21 protein-coding genes are annotated in these 17,056 nt (G+C 59.2%); 11 read left to right on the top strand and 10 right to left on the bottom strand.

Features of this window, described 5'->3' with window-relative positions; all coding sequences use genetic code 11:
- Window positions 1–44 precede the first annotated feature (44 nt).
- Window positions 45–1,181 (top strand): Hint domain-containing protein, encoded by a 1,137-nt coding sequence (locus tag ACR0EF_RS09415; RefSeq protein ID WP_170370852.1) that lies wholly within the window; start codon window positions 45–47, stop codon window positions 1,179–1,181.
- A gap of 171 nt (window positions 1,182–1,352) precedes the next feature.
- Window positions 1,353–1,640, top strand: coding sequence for a 50S ribosomal protein L28 (gene rpmB / locus ACR0EF_RS09410; protein ID WP_039532366.1), 288 nt, complete (start codon window positions 1,353–1,355; stop codon window positions 1,638–1,640).
- 69 nt (window positions 1,641–1,709) lie between these two features.
- Here rpmB and ACR0EF_RS09405 read toward each other — a convergent pair whose 3' ends face one another.
- Window positions 1,710–2,195: a GNAT family N-acetyltransferase gene (locus ACR0EF_RS09405; RefSeq protein ID WP_170370851.1), complete on the bottom strand. Its 486-nt coding sequence runs from the start codon at window positions 2,193–2,195 to the stop codon at window positions 1,710–1,712.
- Between the two features lie 455 nt (window positions 2,196–2,650).
- Here ACR0EF_RS09405 and ACR0EF_RS09400 point away from each other — a divergent pair, with 455 nt between their 5' ends.
- Window positions 2,651–3,001: a hypothetical protein gene (locus ACR0EF_RS09400; RefSeq protein ID WP_170366621.1), complete on the top strand. Its 351-nt coding sequence runs from the start codon at window positions 2,651–2,653 to the stop codon at window positions 2,999–3,001.
- A 43-nt stretch (window positions 3,002–3,044) separates the two neighbouring features.
- Complete coding sequence (locus ACR0EF_RS09395; RefSeq protein ID WP_170370850.1) at window positions 3,045–3,518, top strand: copper chaperone PCu(A)C; 474 nt, start codon at window positions 3,045–3,047, stop codon at window positions 3,516–3,518.
- Between the two features lie 101 nt (window positions 3,519–3,619).
- Here ACR0EF_RS09395 and ACR0EF_RS09390 read toward each other — a convergent pair whose 3' ends face one another.
- Both ACR0EF_RS09390 and ACR0EF_RS09385 read right to left on the bottom strand, forming a co-directional pair.
- Complete coding sequence (locus tag ACR0EF_RS09390) at window positions 3,620–4,228, bottom strand: HdeD family acid-resistance protein (protein ID WP_170358289.1); 609 nt, start codon at window positions 4,226–4,228, stop codon at window positions 3,620–3,622.
- 52 nt (window positions 4,229–4,280) lie between these two features.
- Entirely contained in the window at window positions 4,281–4,976 is a 696-nt protein-coding gene (locus tag ACR0EF_RS09385) for an NAD-dependent deacylase (RefSeq protein WP_170358291.1), read from the bottom strand.
- 27 nt (window positions 4,977–5,003) lie between these two features.
- On the opposite strand from ACR0EF_RS09385, the gene ACR0EF_RS09380 reads away from it, so the two are divergent.
- Window positions 5,004–5,447: a low molecular weight protein-tyrosine-phosphatase gene (locus ACR0EF_RS09380; RefSeq protein ID WP_170372092.1), complete on the top strand. Its 444-nt coding sequence runs from the start codon at window positions 5,004–5,006 to the stop codon at window positions 5,445–5,447.
- Here ACR0EF_RS09380 and ACR0EF_RS09375 read toward each other — a convergent pair.
- Together ACR0EF_RS09375 and ACR0EF_RS09370 are read right to left on the bottom strand one after the other, a co-directional pair.
- Window positions 5,444–6,406 carry a LysR family transcriptional regulator gene (locus tag ACR0EF_RS09375; protein WP_170338025.1) on the bottom strand — a complete coding sequence of 321 codons (963 nt, stop codon included), beginning with the start codon at window positions 6,404–6,406 and terminating at the stop codon, window positions 5,444–5,446. The two genes, ACR0EF_RS09380 and ACR0EF_RS09375, sit on opposite strands and share 4 nt — an antisense overlap.
- A gap of 67 nt (window positions 6,407–6,473) precedes the next feature.
- Window positions 6,474–6,785, bottom strand: a complete 312-nt coding sequence (locus ACR0EF_RS09370) for a hypothetical protein (protein ID WP_170362998.1) — start codon at window positions 6,783–6,785, stop codon at window positions 6,474–6,476.
- A 345-nt stretch (window positions 6,786–7,130) separates the two neighbouring features.
- Here ACR0EF_RS09370 and lepA point away from each other — a divergent pair, with 345 nt between their 5' ends.
- From lepA to ACR0EF_RS09350, 4 genes are all read left to right on the top strand, one after another.
- Window positions 7,131–8,930 (top strand): translation elongation factor 4, encoded by a 1,800-nt coding sequence (gene lepA / locus ACR0EF_RS09365; RefSeq protein WP_170372094.1) that lies wholly within the window; start codon window positions 7,131–7,133, stop codon window positions 8,928–8,930.
- A 228-nt stretch (window positions 8,931–9,158) separates the two neighbouring features.
- Window positions 9,159–10,067 carry an SDH family Clp fold serine proteinase gene (locus ACR0EF_RS09360; protein ID WP_170372096.1) on the top strand — a complete coding sequence of 303 codons (909 nt, stop codon included), beginning with the start codon at window positions 9,159–9,161 and terminating at the stop codon, window positions 10,065–10,067.
- Window positions 10,068–10,362: 295 nt separating this feature from the next.
- On the top strand, window positions 10,363–10,677 hold the full coding sequence (locus tag ACR0EF_RS09355) for a hypothetical protein (protein ID WP_110644555.1): 315 nt from the start codon (window positions 10,363–10,365) through the stop codon (window positions 10,675–10,677).
- A gap of 123 nt (window positions 10,678–10,800) precedes the next feature.
- Entirely contained in the window at window positions 10,801–11,253 is a 453-nt protein-coding gene (locus ACR0EF_RS09350; protein ID WP_170372098.1) for a hypothetical protein, read from the top strand.
- A gap of 953 nt (window positions 11,254–12,206) precedes the next feature.
- Here the strand turns inward: ACR0EF_RS09350 and ACR0EF_RS09345 are convergent.
- The 4 genes from ACR0EF_RS09345 to ACR0EF_RS09330 all read right to left on the bottom strand — a co-directional run bounded on the left by ACR0EF_RS09345 (window position 12,207) and on the right by ACR0EF_RS09330 (window position 14,431).
- A complete protein-coding gene (locus tag ACR0EF_RS09345; RefSeq protein WP_093962692.1) occupies window positions 12,207–12,344 on the bottom strand; it encodes an entericidin A/B family lipoprotein in 138 nt (45 codons plus the stop codon).
- Between the two features lie 73 nt (window positions 12,345–12,417).
- The gene (locus ACR0EF_RS09340) at window positions 12,418–13,212 is read right to left on the bottom strand and encodes an iron chelate uptake ABC transporter family permease subunit (protein WP_170337587.1); all 795 of its coding nucleotides are present in this window, start codon (window positions 13,210–13,212) and stop codon (window positions 12,418–12,420) included.
- Window positions 13,212–13,955 carry a metal ABC transporter ATP-binding protein gene (locus ACR0EF_RS09335; RefSeq protein WP_170337588.1) on the bottom strand — a complete coding sequence of 248 codons (744 nt, stop codon included), beginning with the start codon at window positions 13,953–13,955 and terminating at the stop codon, window positions 13,212–13,214. Before ACR0EF_RS09335 ends, ACR0EF_RS09340 begins: the two co-directional genes overlap by 1 nt.
- Window positions 13,952–14,431, bottom strand: a complete 480-nt coding sequence (locus ACR0EF_RS09330; RefSeq protein WP_170368787.1) for a Fur family transcriptional regulator — start codon at window positions 14,429–14,431, stop codon at window positions 13,952–13,954. Before ACR0EF_RS09330 ends, ACR0EF_RS09335 begins: the two co-directional genes overlap by 4 nt.
- Window positions 14,432–14,522: 91 nt before the next feature.
- Between ACR0EF_RS09330 and ACR0EF_RS09325 the strand changes: the two genes are divergently transcribed.
- Window positions 14,523–15,581, top strand: a complete 1,059-nt coding sequence (locus ACR0EF_RS09325; RefSeq protein WP_170372099.1) for a zinc ABC transporter substrate-binding protein — start codon at window positions 14,523–14,525, stop codon at window positions 15,579–15,581.
- Window positions 15,582–15,640: 59 nt separating this feature from the next.
- On the opposite strand, the gene ACR0EF_RS09320 is transcribed toward ACR0EF_RS09325, so the two are convergent.
- Window positions 15,641–15,976, bottom strand: coding sequence for an ArsR/SmtB family transcription factor (locus tag ACR0EF_RS09320; RefSeq protein WP_093962687.1), 336 nt, complete (start codon window positions 15,974–15,976; stop codon window positions 15,641–15,643).
- Between the two features lie 353 nt (window positions 15,977–16,329).
- Here ACR0EF_RS09320 and ACR0EF_RS09315 point away from each other — a divergent pair, with 353 nt between their 5' ends.
- Entirely contained in the window at window positions 16,330–16,962 is a 633-nt protein-coding gene (locus tag ACR0EF_RS09315; RefSeq protein WP_093962686.1) for an ATP-dependent Clp protease proteolytic subunit, read from the top strand.
- Window positions 16,963–17,056 lie beyond the last annotated feature (94 nt).

Raw genomic sequence — 17,056 nt, 5'->3', positions numbered from 1 at the left:
AGCTGGCTGGACGTGACCAAGCGGAGAAACAGGACCCGCCTCTTATGCCCGATATCTTTGGGACAAACGGCGATGACGATATCGATGTCACCAATGACAACGGTACGCTGAACGGCACCCCTCAGGGTACGCCAATTGATGATATCCGCGCGCGCGGCGGCAACGACATCATCACTGTCACCAACAGTACCATCTCTGGCAGTGTCCGTGGAAATGCCGGGATCGATACGATCACGGTGATCGGCAGCACGATCGGCGGTCAGGTAAGAGCCGGATCAGACGACGACACGGTCACGCTGCAAGGCTCGGTCATTGGTAATATCCGTCTGGGCGGTGGAAATGATGTTCTGAACTTCCGCAGCACCAGCGTGTCCGGCGACGTGCGCGGTGGCAGTGGTACCGACACGCTGAACCTGCCCGCAGGAACCGTGGTCAACGACAGCTCATTCGGGACATTTACCGTGTCTGCCGGCACCAGCTATTCGTTGACCAGCGGCAGTTTCACCCTGCCGTCGGGTATTACAGTCACCTATTCCGCATTTGAAAATGGATCCGGCGTTCCCTGCTTTACCGCTGGCACGAGCATTCTGACTGACCGCGGCCCGGTACAGGTGCAAGACCTGCGCACCGGTGACCTGATCTGTACGGTCGAGAGCGGCAACCAATCCATCCGCTGGATCGGTCGGCGCAGGTTTGATGCGGTTGATCTGAGGGCCAATCCGAAACTGCGCCCCGTCCGTATTTGCGCCGGGGCTTTGGGGGCAGGGCTGCCCACGCGGGACCTGATGGTTTCCCGCCAGCACCGCATGATGGTCGGTTCTCGCATCGCGCAACGCATGTTCGGTCGGTATCAAGTTCTGATTCCCGCAATCAAGCTGACGGCGCTGCCGGGGATCTTCGTTGATTGCACGGTCGACAGCATCGAGTATTTCCATCTGCTGTTCGACCGGCACGAGATCCTGTTTGCGGAATCCGCGCCGACCGAAAGCCTGTATACCGGCCCCGAGGCGCTGAAATCTCTGGGACCCGCGGCAAGGACTGAAATCCTTGCGATTTTTCCGGAACTGGCTGATGAGAACCACGAATCCGAACCCGCAAGGTTGATCCCGATAAACCATCAGCAGACCCGTCTGATTGCTCGTCACCTCAAAAATCACAGGCCTTTGCTTGTTGATGTCTGAGCCGTTTCAGGACCATTTATTGGCAAGGAAAGATTTCGCAGCTGCTGTCTTGACCCTTCCGGCGATTCCCACTAAACGCATCCAACCAGTTTTCGGGCGCGACTTCGGGTTGTGCCCCTTGTGATTTGGCTGCGGATTTATGCCCGGCCTCCAGAAACAAAGGAAGAAACCATGTCGCGCCGTTGCGAACTGACCGGAAAAGGCCCGATGACTGGCAACAATGTCAGCCACGCCAAAAACAGAACTCGTCGTCGTTTTCTGCCCAACCTGAACGACGTGACCCTGCAGTCGGAAACCCTGGGTCGTGGCGTCAAGCTGCGCATCTCGGCCGCCGCGCTGCGCTCGGTCGATCACCGTGGTGGTCTGGACGCGTTCCTGGCAAAAGCCAAGGACGAAGAGCTGTCCGCCAACGCGCTGAAAGTGAAAAAGGAAATCGCCAAGGCGCAAGCCTCGGCCTGATTTTCCCAAAGACTGTTTCGTGGCCCCTGTACCCGTTGGTGCAGGGGCTTTTCGTTTGTCTGTGGGTCCTCAACCTGTCTCAAGCCTGTATTTCAGGAACTGCGCGCCGGAATGAGTCACCGGACCGACGTAACGCGCGCCGATGCGCCGTAGCGCAGAGAGATTGCGGCGGGACGGTAGAAGCAGAAAAGTGACATAGGGAATACGTTCATCGGCTCGGGCGAATGCGATGGCCTTGCGGGTGATGCGCGTGCCCAGACCGAAGGCATCCGCCGTCAGGACCAGGCCGAAATCCCATTCACTGCCTTCACGCTGGAAGCCGCCCCAGCCGACATAGCAACCGCCGGACGTGATCGCCCAGTGCCCAAGCCCGTCGCGTTGCCAACAGGCCTCTTTTGCGTCTATGAAAGCCCGCGCCATCGCGATGTCCCAGGGCCCCGTCAGCAAAGGCAGATGCCGAGCGACGCGGGGATCAGACATGTGCCGTGCGATTTCAGCCGGCTCAATCTGCGGCAGCCTGAGGAACTGAATTTCTGTGTGCGCTTTGAGTGGCATGACCACGATCTACGCCTGAATTTCCGCCCAAACCAGACCGTCCCGATCACTTTGCCGTTGGACTGGTGTCGCACGCGGTGTCGGTGCGGAACGCAGAAGGACGCGACTGCGTGACTTTGTTCACATACAGGGTTTTGAATCTGTTTTATGTATGCGGTTATTCTACGGCGGAGTGTGGTAATGTCTGCGAATACTTCAATTATTATTTCCTTCCTTTCGACTCTTCTGGTCGGGTCATTTTCCAGCTGTGCGCGGATGCAGCGGCGGGTGAACCGGCTGCATACCGGTCTCAACACCGGTCCGGATGATCGCGGAATTCTTTGAAAGTCACGATCAAAGCAAATTCAGGGGTCGGCCGGTCAGGCCGGCCCTTTTCCTTGGTTCGCGCCAAACTGTCTCAGCGTTCACGAAGGCACTTGAAGTCCGTTTCCGATCGGGCCTAAACCTTTGCCAAGATGACCCGATCCTATCGCCTCGTGTTGCCGTTGCTACTGTCGCTGATGCTGGTTCTGACAGGCCAGGGTTTTGCGGCGTCACGGGGATTGAATGCGGCGGTCGGTCAAATGGTGCTTTGCACCGGGAACGGTCCTGTGGTTGTCTATATGGACGAGCACGGCCAGCCCACCAAACCACCTCATTTCTGTCCCGACTATGCGCTCAACTTGCTGGGTGCGGTTCTGGATACCCCTTTGCCGGCACCGAAAGGGCCCGAGCGGGCAAAGTCTGACATACCGTTGCGTTCCGACAGCCTTGTTGCGGCTCCGATCCCGCAGCGACCGGCGCGCGCGCCGCCGGCCCCTGTCTGAGACCCTTCGCAATACAATCAGACAGTCAAAAAGGAGAGGCGAGATGCCCTTCAAATCAATCCTGCCCGCTATTTTCGTCGCTGCAATCATGTCCACCGCCGCCCATGCGGAAAGTGTGATCTCGGTTGAGGATGCCTACGCCCGATCCTCGGGGGCCAATGCCAAGGCTGGTGCGGCCTTCATGATGATCCGCAATTCAGGCGACACCGATGATCAACTCGTCGCTGTCAAATCCGATATCGCTGCACGAGTCGAGCTGCATACGCACAAGATCGACGACAACGGCGTGGCCAAGATGATGGAAGTCGAGGAAGGTTTTTCGATCGCCGCTGGCGAGGCGCATATGCTGCAGCGGGGCGGGGACCATGTGATGTTCATGGGGCTCAAGCAGCCGTTTGAGCAGGGCGCAACCATACCCGTCACTTTGGTTTTTGAGCAGGCCGGTGAGGTCGTTGTCGAGATTCCCGTGGACCTGGAACGGAAAGACGGCCACGGGCAAATGAAGCACTCGAACTAACAGAACGCCTGTCTTCGGGCCGCGATGCGGCCGTCATCCATGCGTCAGGCCGGGTCAAGCCCCGGCCTGTTCGCGTTTCAACTGCCGATCAGCGTTGTTCTTCACTTGTTGACCACGCGCATCGAAACCCGTTCTCCGGCCCGTTTGAAACGTGCGGCCATGAACAGCATGACGCCGGCAAAGGCCAAGGCGGAGAATGCGATTGCCCAGCCCAGTGCGACAACGCCGCTTCCGGGCCAGAAGATCAGCACCAGCCCGATGATAAGAGCCACGATGCCCGAGTTCCGGACGGTCGCACGTTCTGGGTCCAGCTGATGCATCTGGCCCAACGAAATCAGCGAGCCGATCCCGATGATCAACGCCCAGGCGCCCAGCAGAAAGAACGTCAGACGTGCTGTGCCTTCCGGCCAGATCAAAAAGACCAGCCCAATCAAGACCGCCCCGATACCCGCGCCTCCGATCAGTCCCCGCCGCCCAAAGCCAAGCAGGGTCAGGCCGCCATCGAGGATCAGCAGCACCCCTACCAGCCGCAGCAAAAGAGCGATGCTGCCCGTTGGCCAGAACAGCGCGGCGACGCCAACGGCCCCCGCAAGCAATCCGCGCAGCAGGAACGTCCACCACAGATCCGCAAGGGTGTCGCCCAGCGCTTCGCGGCTGTCGATGCCTTCGTCGTCAACGATTTCGCCACGGGGGGCTTCAGGCTCGGTCATCTGTTTCTCCTGGTTCAGGTTCTTTCAGCTTAGCCCAGCAGAATGATCCGTGTCACCTGCGGCCCAGCAAGTCATCGACCCAGCGTGGCACGATCTGGGTGGCGGGGCCAAGCAGCGTCTGATCGAAGCTGGATGCACCAACCGAAGGCTCGAGGTTCAATTCGACCGTCTGTGCGCCCGCAGCTATGGCTTCGTGCACGAAGGCCGCAGCCGGGTAGACTTGGCCAGAGGTTCCGATGGCGGCGAATATCCCGGCCTGTGCCAGATGGTCGTAAATCTGATCCATGTGGTAAGGCATTTCGCCGAACCACACGATGTCGGGTCGGGCGGTTGCCGCGCGGCAGGCGGGGCACGGTTCGCCCACGGACATTTCCGCTGGCGCAGTCCAGCGATGCCCGCAAGAGGCGCAAAGCGCGCCGGACAGGATGCCGTGCATGTGGATAACCCTGGTCGCACCTCCGGCTTCGTGCAGGCTGTCCACGTTCTGCGTTACGATCACCACTTCTCCCGGCCAGTCGCGCTGAAGCCGGGCCAGTGCTGTGTGGGCTGCATTTGGGTCGGCGCCACCCGCCTGCACCCGGCGCGCATTGTAGAAGCCATGAACAAGGGCAGGGTTTCGGGCAAAACCTTCGGGTGTCGCCACGTCTTCGATCCGGTGCTGGGCCCACAATCCGCCTTCATCGCGAAAGGTGCCCAAACCGCTTTCCGCCGAAATCCCGGCTCCGGTCAAAATCACGATCTTTTCCATTCGCCCTCCACACGCTAAACCCGAGCCATGTCACAGCGTATCCTGTTTGTCTGCCTCGGCAACATCTGCCGGTCCCCTGCTGCCGAAGGTGTTTTCCGTGTCAGGGCGCCTCATCATGTCTGCGACAGTGCCGGAACGTCCGACTGGCATGTCGGGGATCCACCCTATGCGCCGATGCAACACGCGGCTCGCAACCGAGGGCTGGAGCTGAGCGGTCTGCGCGCGCGCCAGTTTGCGGTGTCCGATTTCGACAGGTTTGACCTAATCATCGGTATGGGCAGCGAAAACATCGCCAAGATCGAGGCTTTGCGCCCGGCCGACAATCCTACACCCGTACGCTTGTTGACCGATTTTGCGCCCCACACCGGCGCCGATCATGTGCCCGACCCCTACTATACCCGTGATTTCGACGGGGCGCTGGAGCTCATCGAAGCCGCCGTGGATGGGTTGGTGGCATATCTGGACGGCTAGCCGCCGATCACCTTCAACTGACCGGACAACCAGGGCAGGCGGGAAAGGGCTGGTTCGATCATCTGGCTTTGCATCAAACGGCGCGTCATGCCCGCGACTTCGCGCGGAACCTGATCTGACCAGTCAGACCGCGTGAACAGGGAAATAGTGCGCGAGAACTCTCCGAACGGAGCCGGGTAGACATCCATGCCTTCGTGGAAGCGGGCTGCCCGCATGTATCCCAACGGCGTGGTGATCGCCCAGCCAAGGCCGCGCGCCACCATCGCCATCAGTGCCAAGTGCGACCCGATCTCGAACCGCTCTTCGAACTGCAGCTGTTGCCGCGCCAAGTGGCTTTCGATTTGCCGGCTGATCAACTGTTCCCGCGCATAGCGCAGAAAGGGCAGGGTCTGCAAAGCGGCCTCTACGCCCCCATTGGCCACACCGCCCTTCGGCGCGACCAGAATGAAAGGATCCTGTACCAAAGGGTACTCCACCACGCCTTCCAGCACCTCGCCGCTATGGGCCGAAACCGCCAGATGCAGACGTTGCGAAGCCAGCGCCTCGAAAATCTCAAGGCTGGGGAGGGTTATGAGTTTGAACTTGGAGCGTGTCAGGCTGTCGGCCAGCAACGTGGCAAGGCGCGGGGTCAGGTCATTGTCGAAATCGTCGATCAGGCCGATCGAAAGCGTGCTCAGATGACCCAGGTCCATGACAGACAGCTCGCTTTGGGCCATCTGCAACTCGGCCAGTACGGATTCGGCCCGCGCCAGAAAGCTGCGCCCGGCTTGGGTCAGGCGCATGGGTCTGCGCCCGTGATCCACCAGGTCCGTGCCCAGAGCATTCTCGAGATTGCGCAACTGCTGGCTGACCGATGGCTGGCTGAGTCCGGTAATCTCGGCAGCCTGCGCCACCGAACCGGTCCGCGCCAAGGCCTCGAACACCTCGAGACCGCGCAGGGTCAACCCTTTCGTCACCATAAGATTTCCCTTTCACTGCGCCATTACTGAGGCGCAGGGCGGGTCAGGTCAAGGATCGCGGTCAGCGTCAGCTGCAGATCGCCTGCGCCATGCGGCCAAAGTTCTGATACCGCTCCCACAGCGCGTCATCGCGGGCGGATTTCGACATCTTCAGCTCTTGGGCCTGATGCGGGTCGGTGAACCACTTGGCCACGGTTTTCTGGTCTTTGTTGGTCAAAGCCTGATCGGCCACCCGCTGGATGCACTTGCATCTATCGCGTGTCGCAGCCGAACGGTCGGACGCCAAACATGCACGTTTGATCTGCGCCGCTTCGGTCGTGGCCGGGGCCAAAGTGGTCAGCGACGTGGCGCATAGCGCGATAATGAGGAACTGTTTCATGCTCATGCCTCGTTTTGCCTGCCCGGAGGAGTCTTTTGTCCCTCTCGGCTTGCGGCGCAGTATCGCCCAAGTTTTCCTGCCGTTCAACAATTTGCTTTCAGAAACTCCGTACCTGAGTCGAAAGTGCCGCGGTTGGCACTATGGTCGGCCGTGGCATGCCCTTCGAACCCCGTTTTGGACGGTGCAACACGGCCGAGTTCTGTCTACGTACGGTCGCCTGAATGCAGCTGAGGGCTTGGAACGAAGCCAACCGCAGCGTCGTGGCCTCATAGCGCTGAAATATGGGGCGTCCGACGTGCTGTCTCACCTTGACCAGCGCCCGATTTCGAACCATATCCCGACGCTATGACAGACCTCGCTCATATCCGCAATTTCTCCATCGTCGCGCATATCGACCATGGCAAATCCACCCTTGCCGACCGGCTCATCCAAGAGACCGGAACGGTGCAGGATCGCGACATGAAGGAACAGCTGCTCGACAGCATGGATATCGAGCGCGAACGCGGCATCACCATCAAGGCCAACACGGTCCGCATCGACTATACCGCCGACAATGGCGAAAAGTACGTGCTGAACCTGATCGACACCCCCGGCCACGTGGACTTCGCCTATGAAGTCTCGCGCTCCATGCGCGCGGTCGAAGGCTCGCTGCTGGTGGTGGACTCGACGCAAGGGGTCGAGGCGCAGACCCTGGCCAACGTCTATCAGGCCATCGACGCCGACCACGAGATCGTGCCGGTGCTGAACAAGATCGACCTGCCGGCCTCCGACTGCGACCGCGTGGCCGAACAGATCGAGGACGTGATCGGTATCGACGCCACCGACGCCATCCGCGTCTCGGCCAAGACGGGAGAGGGGATACACGAAACGCTCGAGGCGATCGTGCACAAGCTGCCCGCGCCCAAGGGCGAGCGCGACGCGCCGCTCAAGGCGATGCTGGTGGACAGCTGGTACGACGCCTATCTGGGCGTGATCGTTCTGGTCCGCATCATGGACGGCGTTCTGAAAAAGGGCATGCGGGTCAAGTTCATGTCGAACGGCACCCTGCACCATGTCGACCGCGTCGGCGTCTTCCGCCCCGAGATGCAGATGGTCGACCAGCTGGGTCCGGGTGAGATCGGCTTCCTCACGGCGTCCATCAAGCAGGTGCGCGACACCCGCGTGGGCGACACGATCACCAATGATCGCAACGGTGCCGAAACCGCTCTGCCGGGCTTCAAACCCGCGCAGCCGGTGGTGTTCTGCGGCCTCTTCCCCGTGGACAGCGCCGAATTCGAAGACCTGCGCGACGCGATCGAGAAACTGGCTCTGAACGACGCCAGCTTCTCGTTCGAGATGGAAACCTCGGCCGCGCTGGGCTTTGGCTTCCGCTGCGGCTTCCTCGGCCTGCTGCACCTCGAGGTCATCCGCGACCGCATCGAACGCGAGTACGATATCGAGCTCATCACCACCGCGCCGTCGGTGATCTATCACGTCTACATGAAAGACGGCGAGATGATCGAGCTGCACAACCCCGCCGACATGCCCGACATGTCCAAGGTCGACCACCTCGAGGAACCGCGCATCAAGGCCACCATCCTGGTGCCGGATGAATACCTGGGCGACGTGCTGAAACTCTGCCAAGACCGCCGCGGCATCCAGATGGACCTGACCTATGCGGGCAGCCGCGCGATGGTCGTCTATGACCTGCCGCTGAACGAGGTCGTCTTCGACTTCTACGACCGCCTGAAATCGGTGACCAAGGGCTATGCCAGCTTCGACTACCAGATGACCGGCTACCGCGAGGACAGCCTGGTCAAGATGTCGATCCTTGTGAATGACGAGCCGGTGGACGCGCTGTCGGTCATGGTCCACCGCGACCGCGCCGAGACCCGCGGCCGCGCCATGTGCGAAAAGCTGAAAGAGCTGATCCCGCGCCACATGTTCAAGATCCCGATCCAGGCGGCCATCGGCGGCAAGGTCATCGCGCGCGAAACCCTGAGCGCGCTGCGCAAGGACGTGACCGCGAAGTGTTATGGCGGGGATGCCACGCGGAAGCGGAAGCTGCTGGAAAAGCAGAAGGCCGGTAAAAAGAAGATGCGCCAGTTCGGGAAGGTCGACATCCCGCAGGAGGCGTTTATTTCAGCGTTGAAGATGGATGGTTGATGTGCTTGCTAACTAGATGTTAGTGTTTTCAAAACAAAAAATAATCTGATCAGGTGGAGGACGGTCCGATGGAAGCAGAATTTCGGAAGCTCATTGCAGCCGGTTTAGTGCAACCCTTAGAAGAACCAGTGTTTTTTCAGTATCCGACAGGTTATGATCTTGCGCCGAGTGTTACAACGTATAGTCTAGCCCACATCAATGTAACGCACAGTAAGGTTGAGTCTGGAAATGCCCAATTGGAGCCAAGTACTTGATGAACTTCGCGACGAAGAAGCGAAGCGGGCAAATTCTGAAAAATCCACTCTAGACATAGTAAGGCGTCGGCACCTCAAGGCGTTGTCGGACTATTCTAATCGCAATGTAATAGCCTACTACTCAGGTTGGCTTTCCAAGCCCTATTCGTTCGGAATGGAAATTCAGGACGAAGACCGGAATGCGTTCATGATGGCGGTTCATCAACTGGACCGGACAAAAGGTCTGGACCTTGTACTTCACACTCCAGGTGGCGACATCGCTGCTGCTGAGTCTTTGGTGCACTACCTGCGGCAGATGTTTGGAAACGATATTCGAGCAATCGTACCTCAAATTGCGATGTCGGCAGGAACAATGATTGCATGTTCGTGCAAGTCTATTGTCATGGCTAAGCATTCGAATCTCGGACCAATTGATCCGCAGGTAGCCGGAATCCCGGCTGCTGCAGTCAAAGAAGAATTTGAGGAAGCAATTAGGCAAATAAACCAAGACCAATCACGTTTGGCTGGGTGGCAGTTCATTTTGAACAAGTATACGCCTACCTATTTGGCGAAATGCGAAAATGCCGTGAAATGGTCCAAAGAATTTGTCGAACGCGAACTGCTGGCGAACATGTTGCAAGGTCAGGAAAATGCTTCCGAAATAGCTTCAAAAATTGTGGAGAGATTAACAGATTTCACGGGCAACAAGAGTCATAGCCGACACATCCATTTCGATGAATGCCAGGAAATTGGCCTTACGGTCGAGTACTTAGAGAATGACACCGATTTGCAGGATCTTGTTTTGACTGTGCATCATTGCTTTATGCACAGTTTGGCAAACGCACCTGTTATCAAAATAGTAGAAAATCAAAAAGGAATCGCATTCATCAAATCTGCAGCCTGAGTGCTTTAAGCTTTTGTGGCTGATCCAATTTCGCTTTAATAGCCAGCTTGTCTTAGGGCAGTTCGTCTAGCGGGTCGGAACCGCCGGGCCGCGCCGACCCGCCCCCGTCAAACCGAAGGTTTGCCTCCGGCAAAACGGGCGACGCGTTTGCGCCCCGGGGCTTCGCCCGTTCGGCCCTGAAACGGTCCGCCGGACCGCTTCCGAGAGGGGCCTCTCCGCAATGTAACCCACTTCACAGCCCCGCCGACCCGCACCTGCTAAGGTTGACCCAACGGAAACCAGCGGCGGAGGCCCCATGTCCATGATCCCCATCATCGCGCTTGGATCGGCGGGTCTCTATTCCGTGGCCATGATCTCGATGAAGTTTTGGTGGAAACTCCCCGGCCTCGGGCTGGGGCTGCTGATCGTCGCCACTTTGCTGGCCGCCGCCACGCTGGAACTCGCCGCGCTGCGCGACGAACGGCTGGGCATCATCTATACCGGCATTCTGGGGGCCGAGGTGGTGCTGATCGCCATCGCCTCATTCTTCCTGTTCGGCGAGTCCTTTTCCTACCGCGAGGGGCTGGGCATTGCCCTCGTCATCGCGGGCACCGCGCTGGCCTGGGCCTGAGCCCGTCGGTGAGCGCCGCATGAACCCTTCATGAAGTTTCCCTTAGGTAAGTTGTAACGGCCGCGCGCCCTCCCAATCTGTTCAGCAGGCCAGCAAGGCCCGCCGATCACAGGGAGAGAGCTCATGACCAGATACATGACCGCCAGCGCCGCCGCCGTGGCCGCGACATTGACGATGGGCTCTGCCGCCCTGGCCGATGCCATGCCCGATCTGCGCGGCACGTGGACGGCCAGCCAGACAACGGTGTCGCCCTCGAACGCCAACACCGCCACCGCGCCGCGGTTCAACACCTCGGAATGGGTGCTCGAGATCCAGGCGCAGCACGAAAACGTGTTCTGGGGGGCCAGCATGTGGCGGCGCAATGCCATGGATGACTGGACGATGTACGAGGCCACCGGCTCGATCAGCCAGGATGGTTCGGGCAAGATCGGCATTGTCGAAACCGCCGCTGATCCGACCTCGGGCGTCAACGCGCTGATCGATGCGCGGTATGAGGACGGCAAGATCTATGCGGATTTCCGTAGCCTGCGGACTGGAACCACCTACAGCACGGTTCTGGAACGACAGGTGAACTGAAGCGTTTCCGGCCCAGGCGGTTGTAGGGGGTAGTTGCCGTTGCCCGATTTTGCGGGAGACGGAGAGTAGTAGGTTGCCTCGTCCGGGTCGGAACGCTTCTCAATTTGTGGGCTGCACGTTCGTTCACCGTTGCGTGTGGCAATTCATCGACGTCGATTCGAGCGATATGCCCGTATCTGTCACGTCAGGTCCGCCATGAGGGCCGGGATTTTCTCTTCGCACCCGCAGAAATCGCCTATTTGAGCGGAGAGAAATCCGCCTTCGGCTTTTCCCAGTGCAACCCAGCCCGATTTCATCATTTCCCGACTTATCCACATCGTCTTCCAGTCGGATATCAACATTTTATCCCCGGCTAATTTTCATGCTGCAGTGCTATTTTCTTGCCGGACGGGAGGGCGAGTGCCAAGGTTCAGACATCGCCAAGGTTCATCACGATCCAAGGCGGGACGCAAAGGTCAGGGGTCCTGGCACCGCAGGCAGATCTTAGGATTTTCGTCGGGTTGCAAGGGCTTACCGGTAGGTGACCAGTCAGGAGGGGCGCAAGCCCGGCTTGAGCGGTCAGCTTCTCAGAAGGCCAGAGCGGGCGGCAGAGCGCCATCAGGTGCTTTGCGGCAGCGAGGTCCCCTCGGGGGCTGAAGCAACTGGATCGGGGCGTCCCTCGGGCGTGTCGACCCGGCAAGGCGTCAGGGGTGTCCGCAAGGGCACATGCAAAGACCGCGTCTGCGCACCTGGCGCCTTTTCCTTTTGCCGATTTCGGTTTCGTACAGGCTTCCACTCACCGCCCGTCAGAACGGGAACGGGGTTCTTGCGCAATTGCACAAGAACCCCGCAGTCGTGTCAGTAATGCATTACCGCGTCTATGCACCTGTGGCAGGGACAATAATCCGGTCGCCCGGAACTTTCAACCATATGTTGGTAGTGCTGCGCCGCTGTCCGCTAGATGCTGACGGGTGTCAGAGGCTTTCCTGAACGTCCGTCGCCGCGCCCTGGATGGCGTCGCCGGCTTTTTCGATGTCTTTGCCCGCGCCTTTTGCGGTTTCACAGGCCGTCAGGGCCAAAAGGCTCAGCCCGATCAGAATAGTGCGGATCATCGATATCTCCTTGGTTGGTCGACTACCAATCGGTAGCACCATTCAGGCAATGCAGACAAACCTTTTTGGGTGATCAGCCTTTGCGGAAGATGGGACCAAGGATGGCCGTCGCGACAAAGATCAACGCGGCCGCGCAAACGATGCTTGGTCCAGCGGGTGTATCCGCCCAATATGCACCGCCCAGTCCGCCCAACGCCGCCGTCGAGCCTATGATCGCAGCGGTGAAAGCCATGCTTTCTGGGGTGCGGGCCAAAGGGCGGGCTCCGGCCGCTGGAATGACCAGCAGGGCCGCGATCAGAAGAATTCCGACAACTTTGATGGCGACCGCAACGGCCAGTGCCATCGCCAGAGTCAGCCATAGTTCTTCTCGTTTAGGATCGATCCCGGATGCCTGAGCCAAGTCCGGGTTGAGTGTCGAAACCAGAAGGGCTGACCAGCGCCAGACCATCAGCGCCAAAATCGTGGCGCCACCGATCCAGATCGTGGCCAGATCGGACTTTGTGACGGCAAGGATATCGCCGAACAAAAAGGCATTCAGGTCCAGTCGGACATCGGACAGCAACGCCACGGTTACCAAGCCGGCGGCCAGTGCGGTGTGTGCAATCACACCCAGAAGCGTGTCCATGGCGTAACCGCGACCGCGCAGCAGGCTGACCGACAAGCCCATGGCAAGCGCAGCGGCAATGATTGCGGGCAGCAGCGGCAGAGAAAAGCTGAGCGCCAGCGCTACACCCAATACGGCCGCATGTGCGGTGGCCTCTCCGAGATAGGCCATGCGCCGCCAGACGACAAAACATCCCAGCGGTGCCGCGGCGATCGAAACACCGAGTCCTGCCAGGGCGGCGCGAACCATGAAATCGTCCAGCATCAGTGTGACGTATCCTGCGCGTGATTGTGATCGTGGGTATGACTGTGCTTGTGTTGGTACAAGGCCATCGTGCCCCGTGTTCCACTGCCGAATAACGCCCGATATTCCGGCGCGTCTGCGACCATGTGGGGTGCCCCTTCACAGCAGACATGCCCGTTCAGGCACAGAACCCGATCCGACGCGGCCATGACGACGTGCAAGTCATGGCTGACCATGACTATGGCGCAGCCGAGGTCCGTGCGAACCTGTTCAATGCGTTCATAGAAGGCAGCTGCGCCGGGCTGATCAAGCCCCTGGGTTGCTTCGTCCAGCAGCAGCACCTGAGGCTCTTCCAGCAGCGCGCGGGCCAGAAGGACGCGTTGAAACTGACCGCCGGACAGTCGGGTCATCTGTCTGTCACGCAAGTCCGGCACGCCGGCCAGTTCAAGCGCGGTTTTGGCCTTGCTGGCCGAAACCCGTTTCGGCAGACCAAGGAATCGTTGCACAGTCATCGGCAGGGCGGCGTCCAGCGCAAGTTTCTGGGGGACATAGCCGATCCGCAAACCCGGGGCGCGCCGAACAGTGCCCTGAGCCGCGGGAACAGCTCCGATCATGGCGCGCAGCAGAGTCGATTTTCCCGAACCGTTCGGGCCGACAATGGTGACGATTTCACCAGCGGCGATCTGTGCTGATACGTTGTCCAGAATGAGCCGGCCATCCAGGCGCACCGACAGGTTCTGTAGAGAAATGAGGGGGGTCGTCATGGCTGCGTTCCAATGCAATCCGGGCAAAGACCTTCGGCCTCGACCACGATCCTTTCTATGGTGAAACCTGATGTGTCGGCGGCAGCACCAAGCCGGCCCTGAGTCAGCTCGGTTTCGGTTTCGGCCACGGCCTTGCACGCCCGGCAAATCAGAAACGCAGGCACGTGGTCGTGCGTGGGGTGGGCGCAGGCCGCATAGGCGTTCATCTGCTCGATACGGTGCACGAACCCATGCTGCACCAGGAAGTCCAGTGCACGATAAGCCACCGGAGGTTGCGACCCCATGCCTTCGGCCGACAGAATAGCCAGAATGTCATAAGCTCCCATTGCCTTGTGCTGCTCCAACAATATCTCCAACACGCGGCGGCGCACCGCCGTGAACTGAAGCTTTTGGTTGGCGCATTTTTCCTCGGCCTTGCTCAGCGCGGTTTTCATGCAGTGGTTATGATTGTGGTGCCTGAAGCCTACTGTGCTCATGTGCGCTCCGAAATTTTTGACTTGATATGTTATAACGTGGGCAATATCAAGCCGACCAGCAATGTAATAACATATCATTTCAGGAGGTGACATGTCCCGAAAATTCTTGTTGCTGGCCGGCGTCGTGCTGGCCGGAAAGGCGGCGGCCGATGCGCCCAACGTTGCCGTCGATATCGCACCGGTTCACGCGTTGGTTGCCCAAGTCATGGACGGTGTTGCCGAGCCTTCCCTGATCATCCCGCCCGGAGCCTCTCCTCATGACCACGCCATGCGCCCGTCCGAGGCGCGAGCGTTGCAATCTGCGGACGTGGTTTTTTGGGTGGGCCCGGAACTGACCCCGTGGATGACGGGACCACTTGGTGCCCTGTCCGAGGGAGCGACGCAGGTTGAGTTGCTGGAGGTGGCAGGGACTGTGCAGCACGATTTCCGCGACGTGGCCGATCATCATGAGGGAGAAGAGGAGCATGCAGACCACGACGAGCACGACGATCATTCGGACCATGATGACCATGCGACACACGATGAACACGAGGATCATGCAGGTCACGACGACCATGCGGACCACGATGAACATGAAAAACATGAAGAGCACGCCGATCACGATGCACATGACCATGACCACGGGCATGACCACGACGGTGTAGACCCGCATGCTTGGCTGGACCCGGAAAACGCGCGCGTTTGGGTGCAGGCAATTGCCGAAACTCTGTCAGAGAAGGACCCGGATAACGCTGCGCTGTACCAAGCCAATGCGGACAAGGCGGTTGAAGGCCTGAGTGCTTTGGAAGCCGAGATATGGGCGGATCTGGCGCAGTCAGAGCTGCGGTTTGTCACCTTTCACGACGCCTACCAGTATTTCGAACGCCGGTTCGATCTGGCATCTTCGGGCACAGTGAGCCTTGGCGATGCGTCTGCCCCCGGACCGGCCCGTCTGGCCGAGCTGAAAGCCCGGATTGAAGAAGAGGGCATTGATTGCGCTTTTTCCGAGCCGCAATACGATACCCGTCTGATCTCCGCCGCGACGGAGGGGATGGATGTGCAAATCCTCGTGCTTGACCCGATCGGGGTTGCGCTCGAGCCGGGTCCAACCCTGTATCCGGACCTGTTGCGAGCAATGGCCGCAAGTTTTCAGGCCTGCAGCGGCAACTAGTGAACAAAGAAGGGCGCAACGATCTGTTGCGCCCTTCGCCATTCTATGGGTTTTCTGACTTATTCCTCGTCGCAGAACAACTCGTACACCGTTTCCAGCATTTTGCGAGGCCTGTCGTCTGCAAGGCGATAGTAGATCGCCTTGCCTTCGCGCCGGGGCGTGACCAGCCCCTCAAGGCGCAGCCGCGACAGTTGCTGTGAAACGGCGGCCTGTCGGGCGGACAGCAGTGACTCGAGTTCGGTCACCGATTTTTCGCCGGATACCAGATGACAGAGGATCATCAACCGGCCCTCGTGGCTGATCGCTTTCAGAAAATTCGAAGCGCGGGTTGCGTTAGCGGCCATCCGGTCCATGTCGTCGCGCGAGATGTCTTCGGAAAGTTGGGGAAGTGCCATCTTCTTGTCCTTGTTGGCCCCTTGGTGAGTGTGGGGCAGGTGTTCCCTTTGTTAGTTTCGCCTGAGCGAATTGGGTCTCTATACAGAATGATCAGATATTTCCATATGCATGGATCAAAATGGCGTGATGAAAGCGCTGTGAATGGCGGCGAGGCCCAAAAACGGCCGGGTAATTGCGTTCTGCGCGGTCGTTCGCTCTGTTTTGCGGCATCCCGACGATGCGGACTGATCCGTATTTCCCAATAGGCGTCGCGTGTCCGCTGCCCCTTGCAGGCCCCCGAAGGCAACACTAAGACTCATGTAACTTCTCATCGGGTATGGTCCCGGTTCACACCAAAGCAGGCAGGTTCCGAATGTTCGATCCAGTTGACACCTACATGAATACGCTCGTCCCGATGGTCGTTGAGCAGACCAGCCGCGGCGAAAGGGCCTATGACATCTTCTCGCGCCTGCTGAAGGAGCGGATCATCTTCATCAATGGCCCGATCCATGACGGGATGAGCCACCTGATCGTAGCCCAGCTTCTGCATCTGGAAGCCGAGAATCCGAACAAGGAAATCTCGATCTACATCAACTCGCCCGGCGGTGTCGTGACCAGCGGTCTGTCGATCTACGACACAATGCAGTACATCAAGCCAAAATGTTCGACATTGGTGATCGGTCAGGCGGCCTCGATGGGGTCGGTCCTTCTGGCGGGTGGAGAGAAGGGGATGCGCTTCTCGTTGCCGAACAGCCGTATCATGGTGCACCAGCCCAGCGGCGGTTACCAAGGTCAAGCCAGCGACATCATGATTCACGCGGCCGAAACGCAGAAGCTGAAGGATCGTTTGTACGATATCTATGCCAAGCATACCGGACAGTCGAAAAAGGCCATTGAAAAGGCTTTGGACCGTGACAATTTCATGAGCCCGGAGGAAGCAAAAGAGTGGGGCCATATCGACGAGATCGTCGAAAGCCGCTCCAAATCCGAACCGACCGAAGCGTGATGCGGAAACCCCGCACCCACGGGTGCGGGGTGCGATTTTGACATTGTAGCTGCCCCGGTGCTGGCCTAAGCTGCACGGACAGGCGGCAAGCGCG

It is taken from the genome of Ruegeria sp. CG8 (assembly GCF_056537165.1).
This window is presented reverse-complemented; position numbering and strand designations above follow the sequence as displayed.

What these genes read in the sequence shown, in the direction of transcription:
- ACR0EF_RS09415 (WP_170370852.1), top strand. Translation starts at nt 45, where the DNA reads ATGCCCGATATCTTTGGGACAAACGGCGATGACGATATCGATGTCACC.
- rpmB (WP_039532366.1), top strand. Translation starts at nt 1,353, where the DNA reads ATGTCGCGCCGTTGCGAACTGACCGGAAAAGGCCCGATGACTGGCAAC.
- ACR0EF_RS09405 (WP_170370851.1), bottom strand. Translation starts at nt 2,195, where the DNA reads ATGCCACTCAAAGCGCACACAGAAATTCAGTTCCTCAGGCTGCCGCAG.
- ACR0EF_RS09400 (WP_170366621.1), top strand. Translation starts at nt 2,651, where the DNA reads ATGACCCGATCCTATCGCCTCGTGTTGCCGTTGCTACTGTCGCTGATG.
- ACR0EF_RS09395 (WP_170370850.1), top strand. Translation starts at nt 3,045, where the DNA reads ATGCCCTTCAAATCAATCCTGCCCGCTATTTTCGTCGCTGCAATCATG.
- ACR0EF_RS09390 (WP_170358289.1), bottom strand. Translation starts at nt 4,228, where the DNA reads ATGACCGAGCCTGAAGCCCCCCGTGGCGAAATCGTTGACGACGAAGGC.
- ACR0EF_RS09385 (WP_170358291.1), bottom strand. Translation starts at nt 4,976, where the DNA reads ATGGAAAAGATCGTGATTTTGACCGGAGCCGGGATTTCGGCGGAAAGC.
- ACR0EF_RS09380 (WP_170372092.1), top strand. Translation starts at nt 5,004, where the DNA reads ATGTCACAGCGTATCCTGTTTGTCTGCCTCGGCAACATCTGCCGGTCC.
- ACR0EF_RS09375 (WP_170338025.1), bottom strand. Translation starts at nt 6,406, where the DNA reads ATGGTGACGAAAGGGTTGACCCTGCGCGGTCTCGAGGTGTTCGAGGCC.
- ACR0EF_RS09370 (WP_170362998.1), bottom strand. Translation starts at nt 6,785, where the DNA reads ATGAAACAGTTCCTCATTATCGCGCTATGCGCCACGTCGCTGACCACT.
- lepA (WP_170372094.1), top strand. Translation starts at nt 7,131, where the DNA reads ATGACAGACCTCGCTCATATCCGCAATTTCTCCATCGTCGCGCATATC.
- ACR0EF_RS09360 (WP_170372096.1), top strand. Translation starts at nt 9,159, where the DNA reads ATGCCCAATTGGAGCCAAGTACTTGATGAACTTCGCGACGAAGAAGCG.
- ACR0EF_RS09355 (WP_110644555.1), top strand. Translation starts at nt 10,363, where the DNA reads ATGTCCATGATCCCCATCATCGCGCTTGGATCGGCGGGTCTCTATTCC.
- ACR0EF_RS09350 (WP_170372098.1), top strand. Translation starts at nt 10,801, where the DNA reads ATGACCAGATACATGACCGCCAGCGCCGCCGCCGTGGCCGCGACATTG.
- ACR0EF_RS09345 (WP_093962692.1), bottom strand. Translation starts at nt 12,344, where the DNA reads ATGATCCGCACTATTCTGATCGGGCTGAGCCTTTTGGCCCTGACGGCC.
- ACR0EF_RS09340 (WP_170337587.1), bottom strand. Translation starts at nt 13,212, where the DNA reads ATGCTGGACGATTTCATGGTTCGCGCCGCCCTGGCAGGACTCGGTGTT.
- ACR0EF_RS09335 (WP_170337588.1), bottom strand. Translation starts at nt 13,955, where the DNA reads ATGACGACCCCCCTCATTTCTCTACAGAACCTGTCGGTGCGCCTGGAT.
- ACR0EF_RS09330 (WP_170368787.1), bottom strand. Translation starts at nt 14,431, where the DNA reads ATGAGCACAGTAGGCTTCAGGCACCACAATCATAACCACTGCATGAAA.
- ACR0EF_RS09325 (WP_170372099.1), top strand. Translation starts at nt 14,523, where the DNA reads ATGTCCCGAAAATTCTTGTTGCTGGCCGGCGTCGTGCTGGCCGGAAAG.
- ACR0EF_RS09320 (WP_093962687.1), bottom strand. Translation starts at nt 15,976, where the DNA reads ATGGCACTTCCCCAACTTTCCGAAGACATCTCGCGCGACGACATGGAC.
- ACR0EF_RS09315 (WP_093962686.1), top strand. Translation starts at nt 16,330, where the DNA reads ATGTTCGATCCAGTTGACACCTACATGAATACGCTCGTCCCGATGGTC.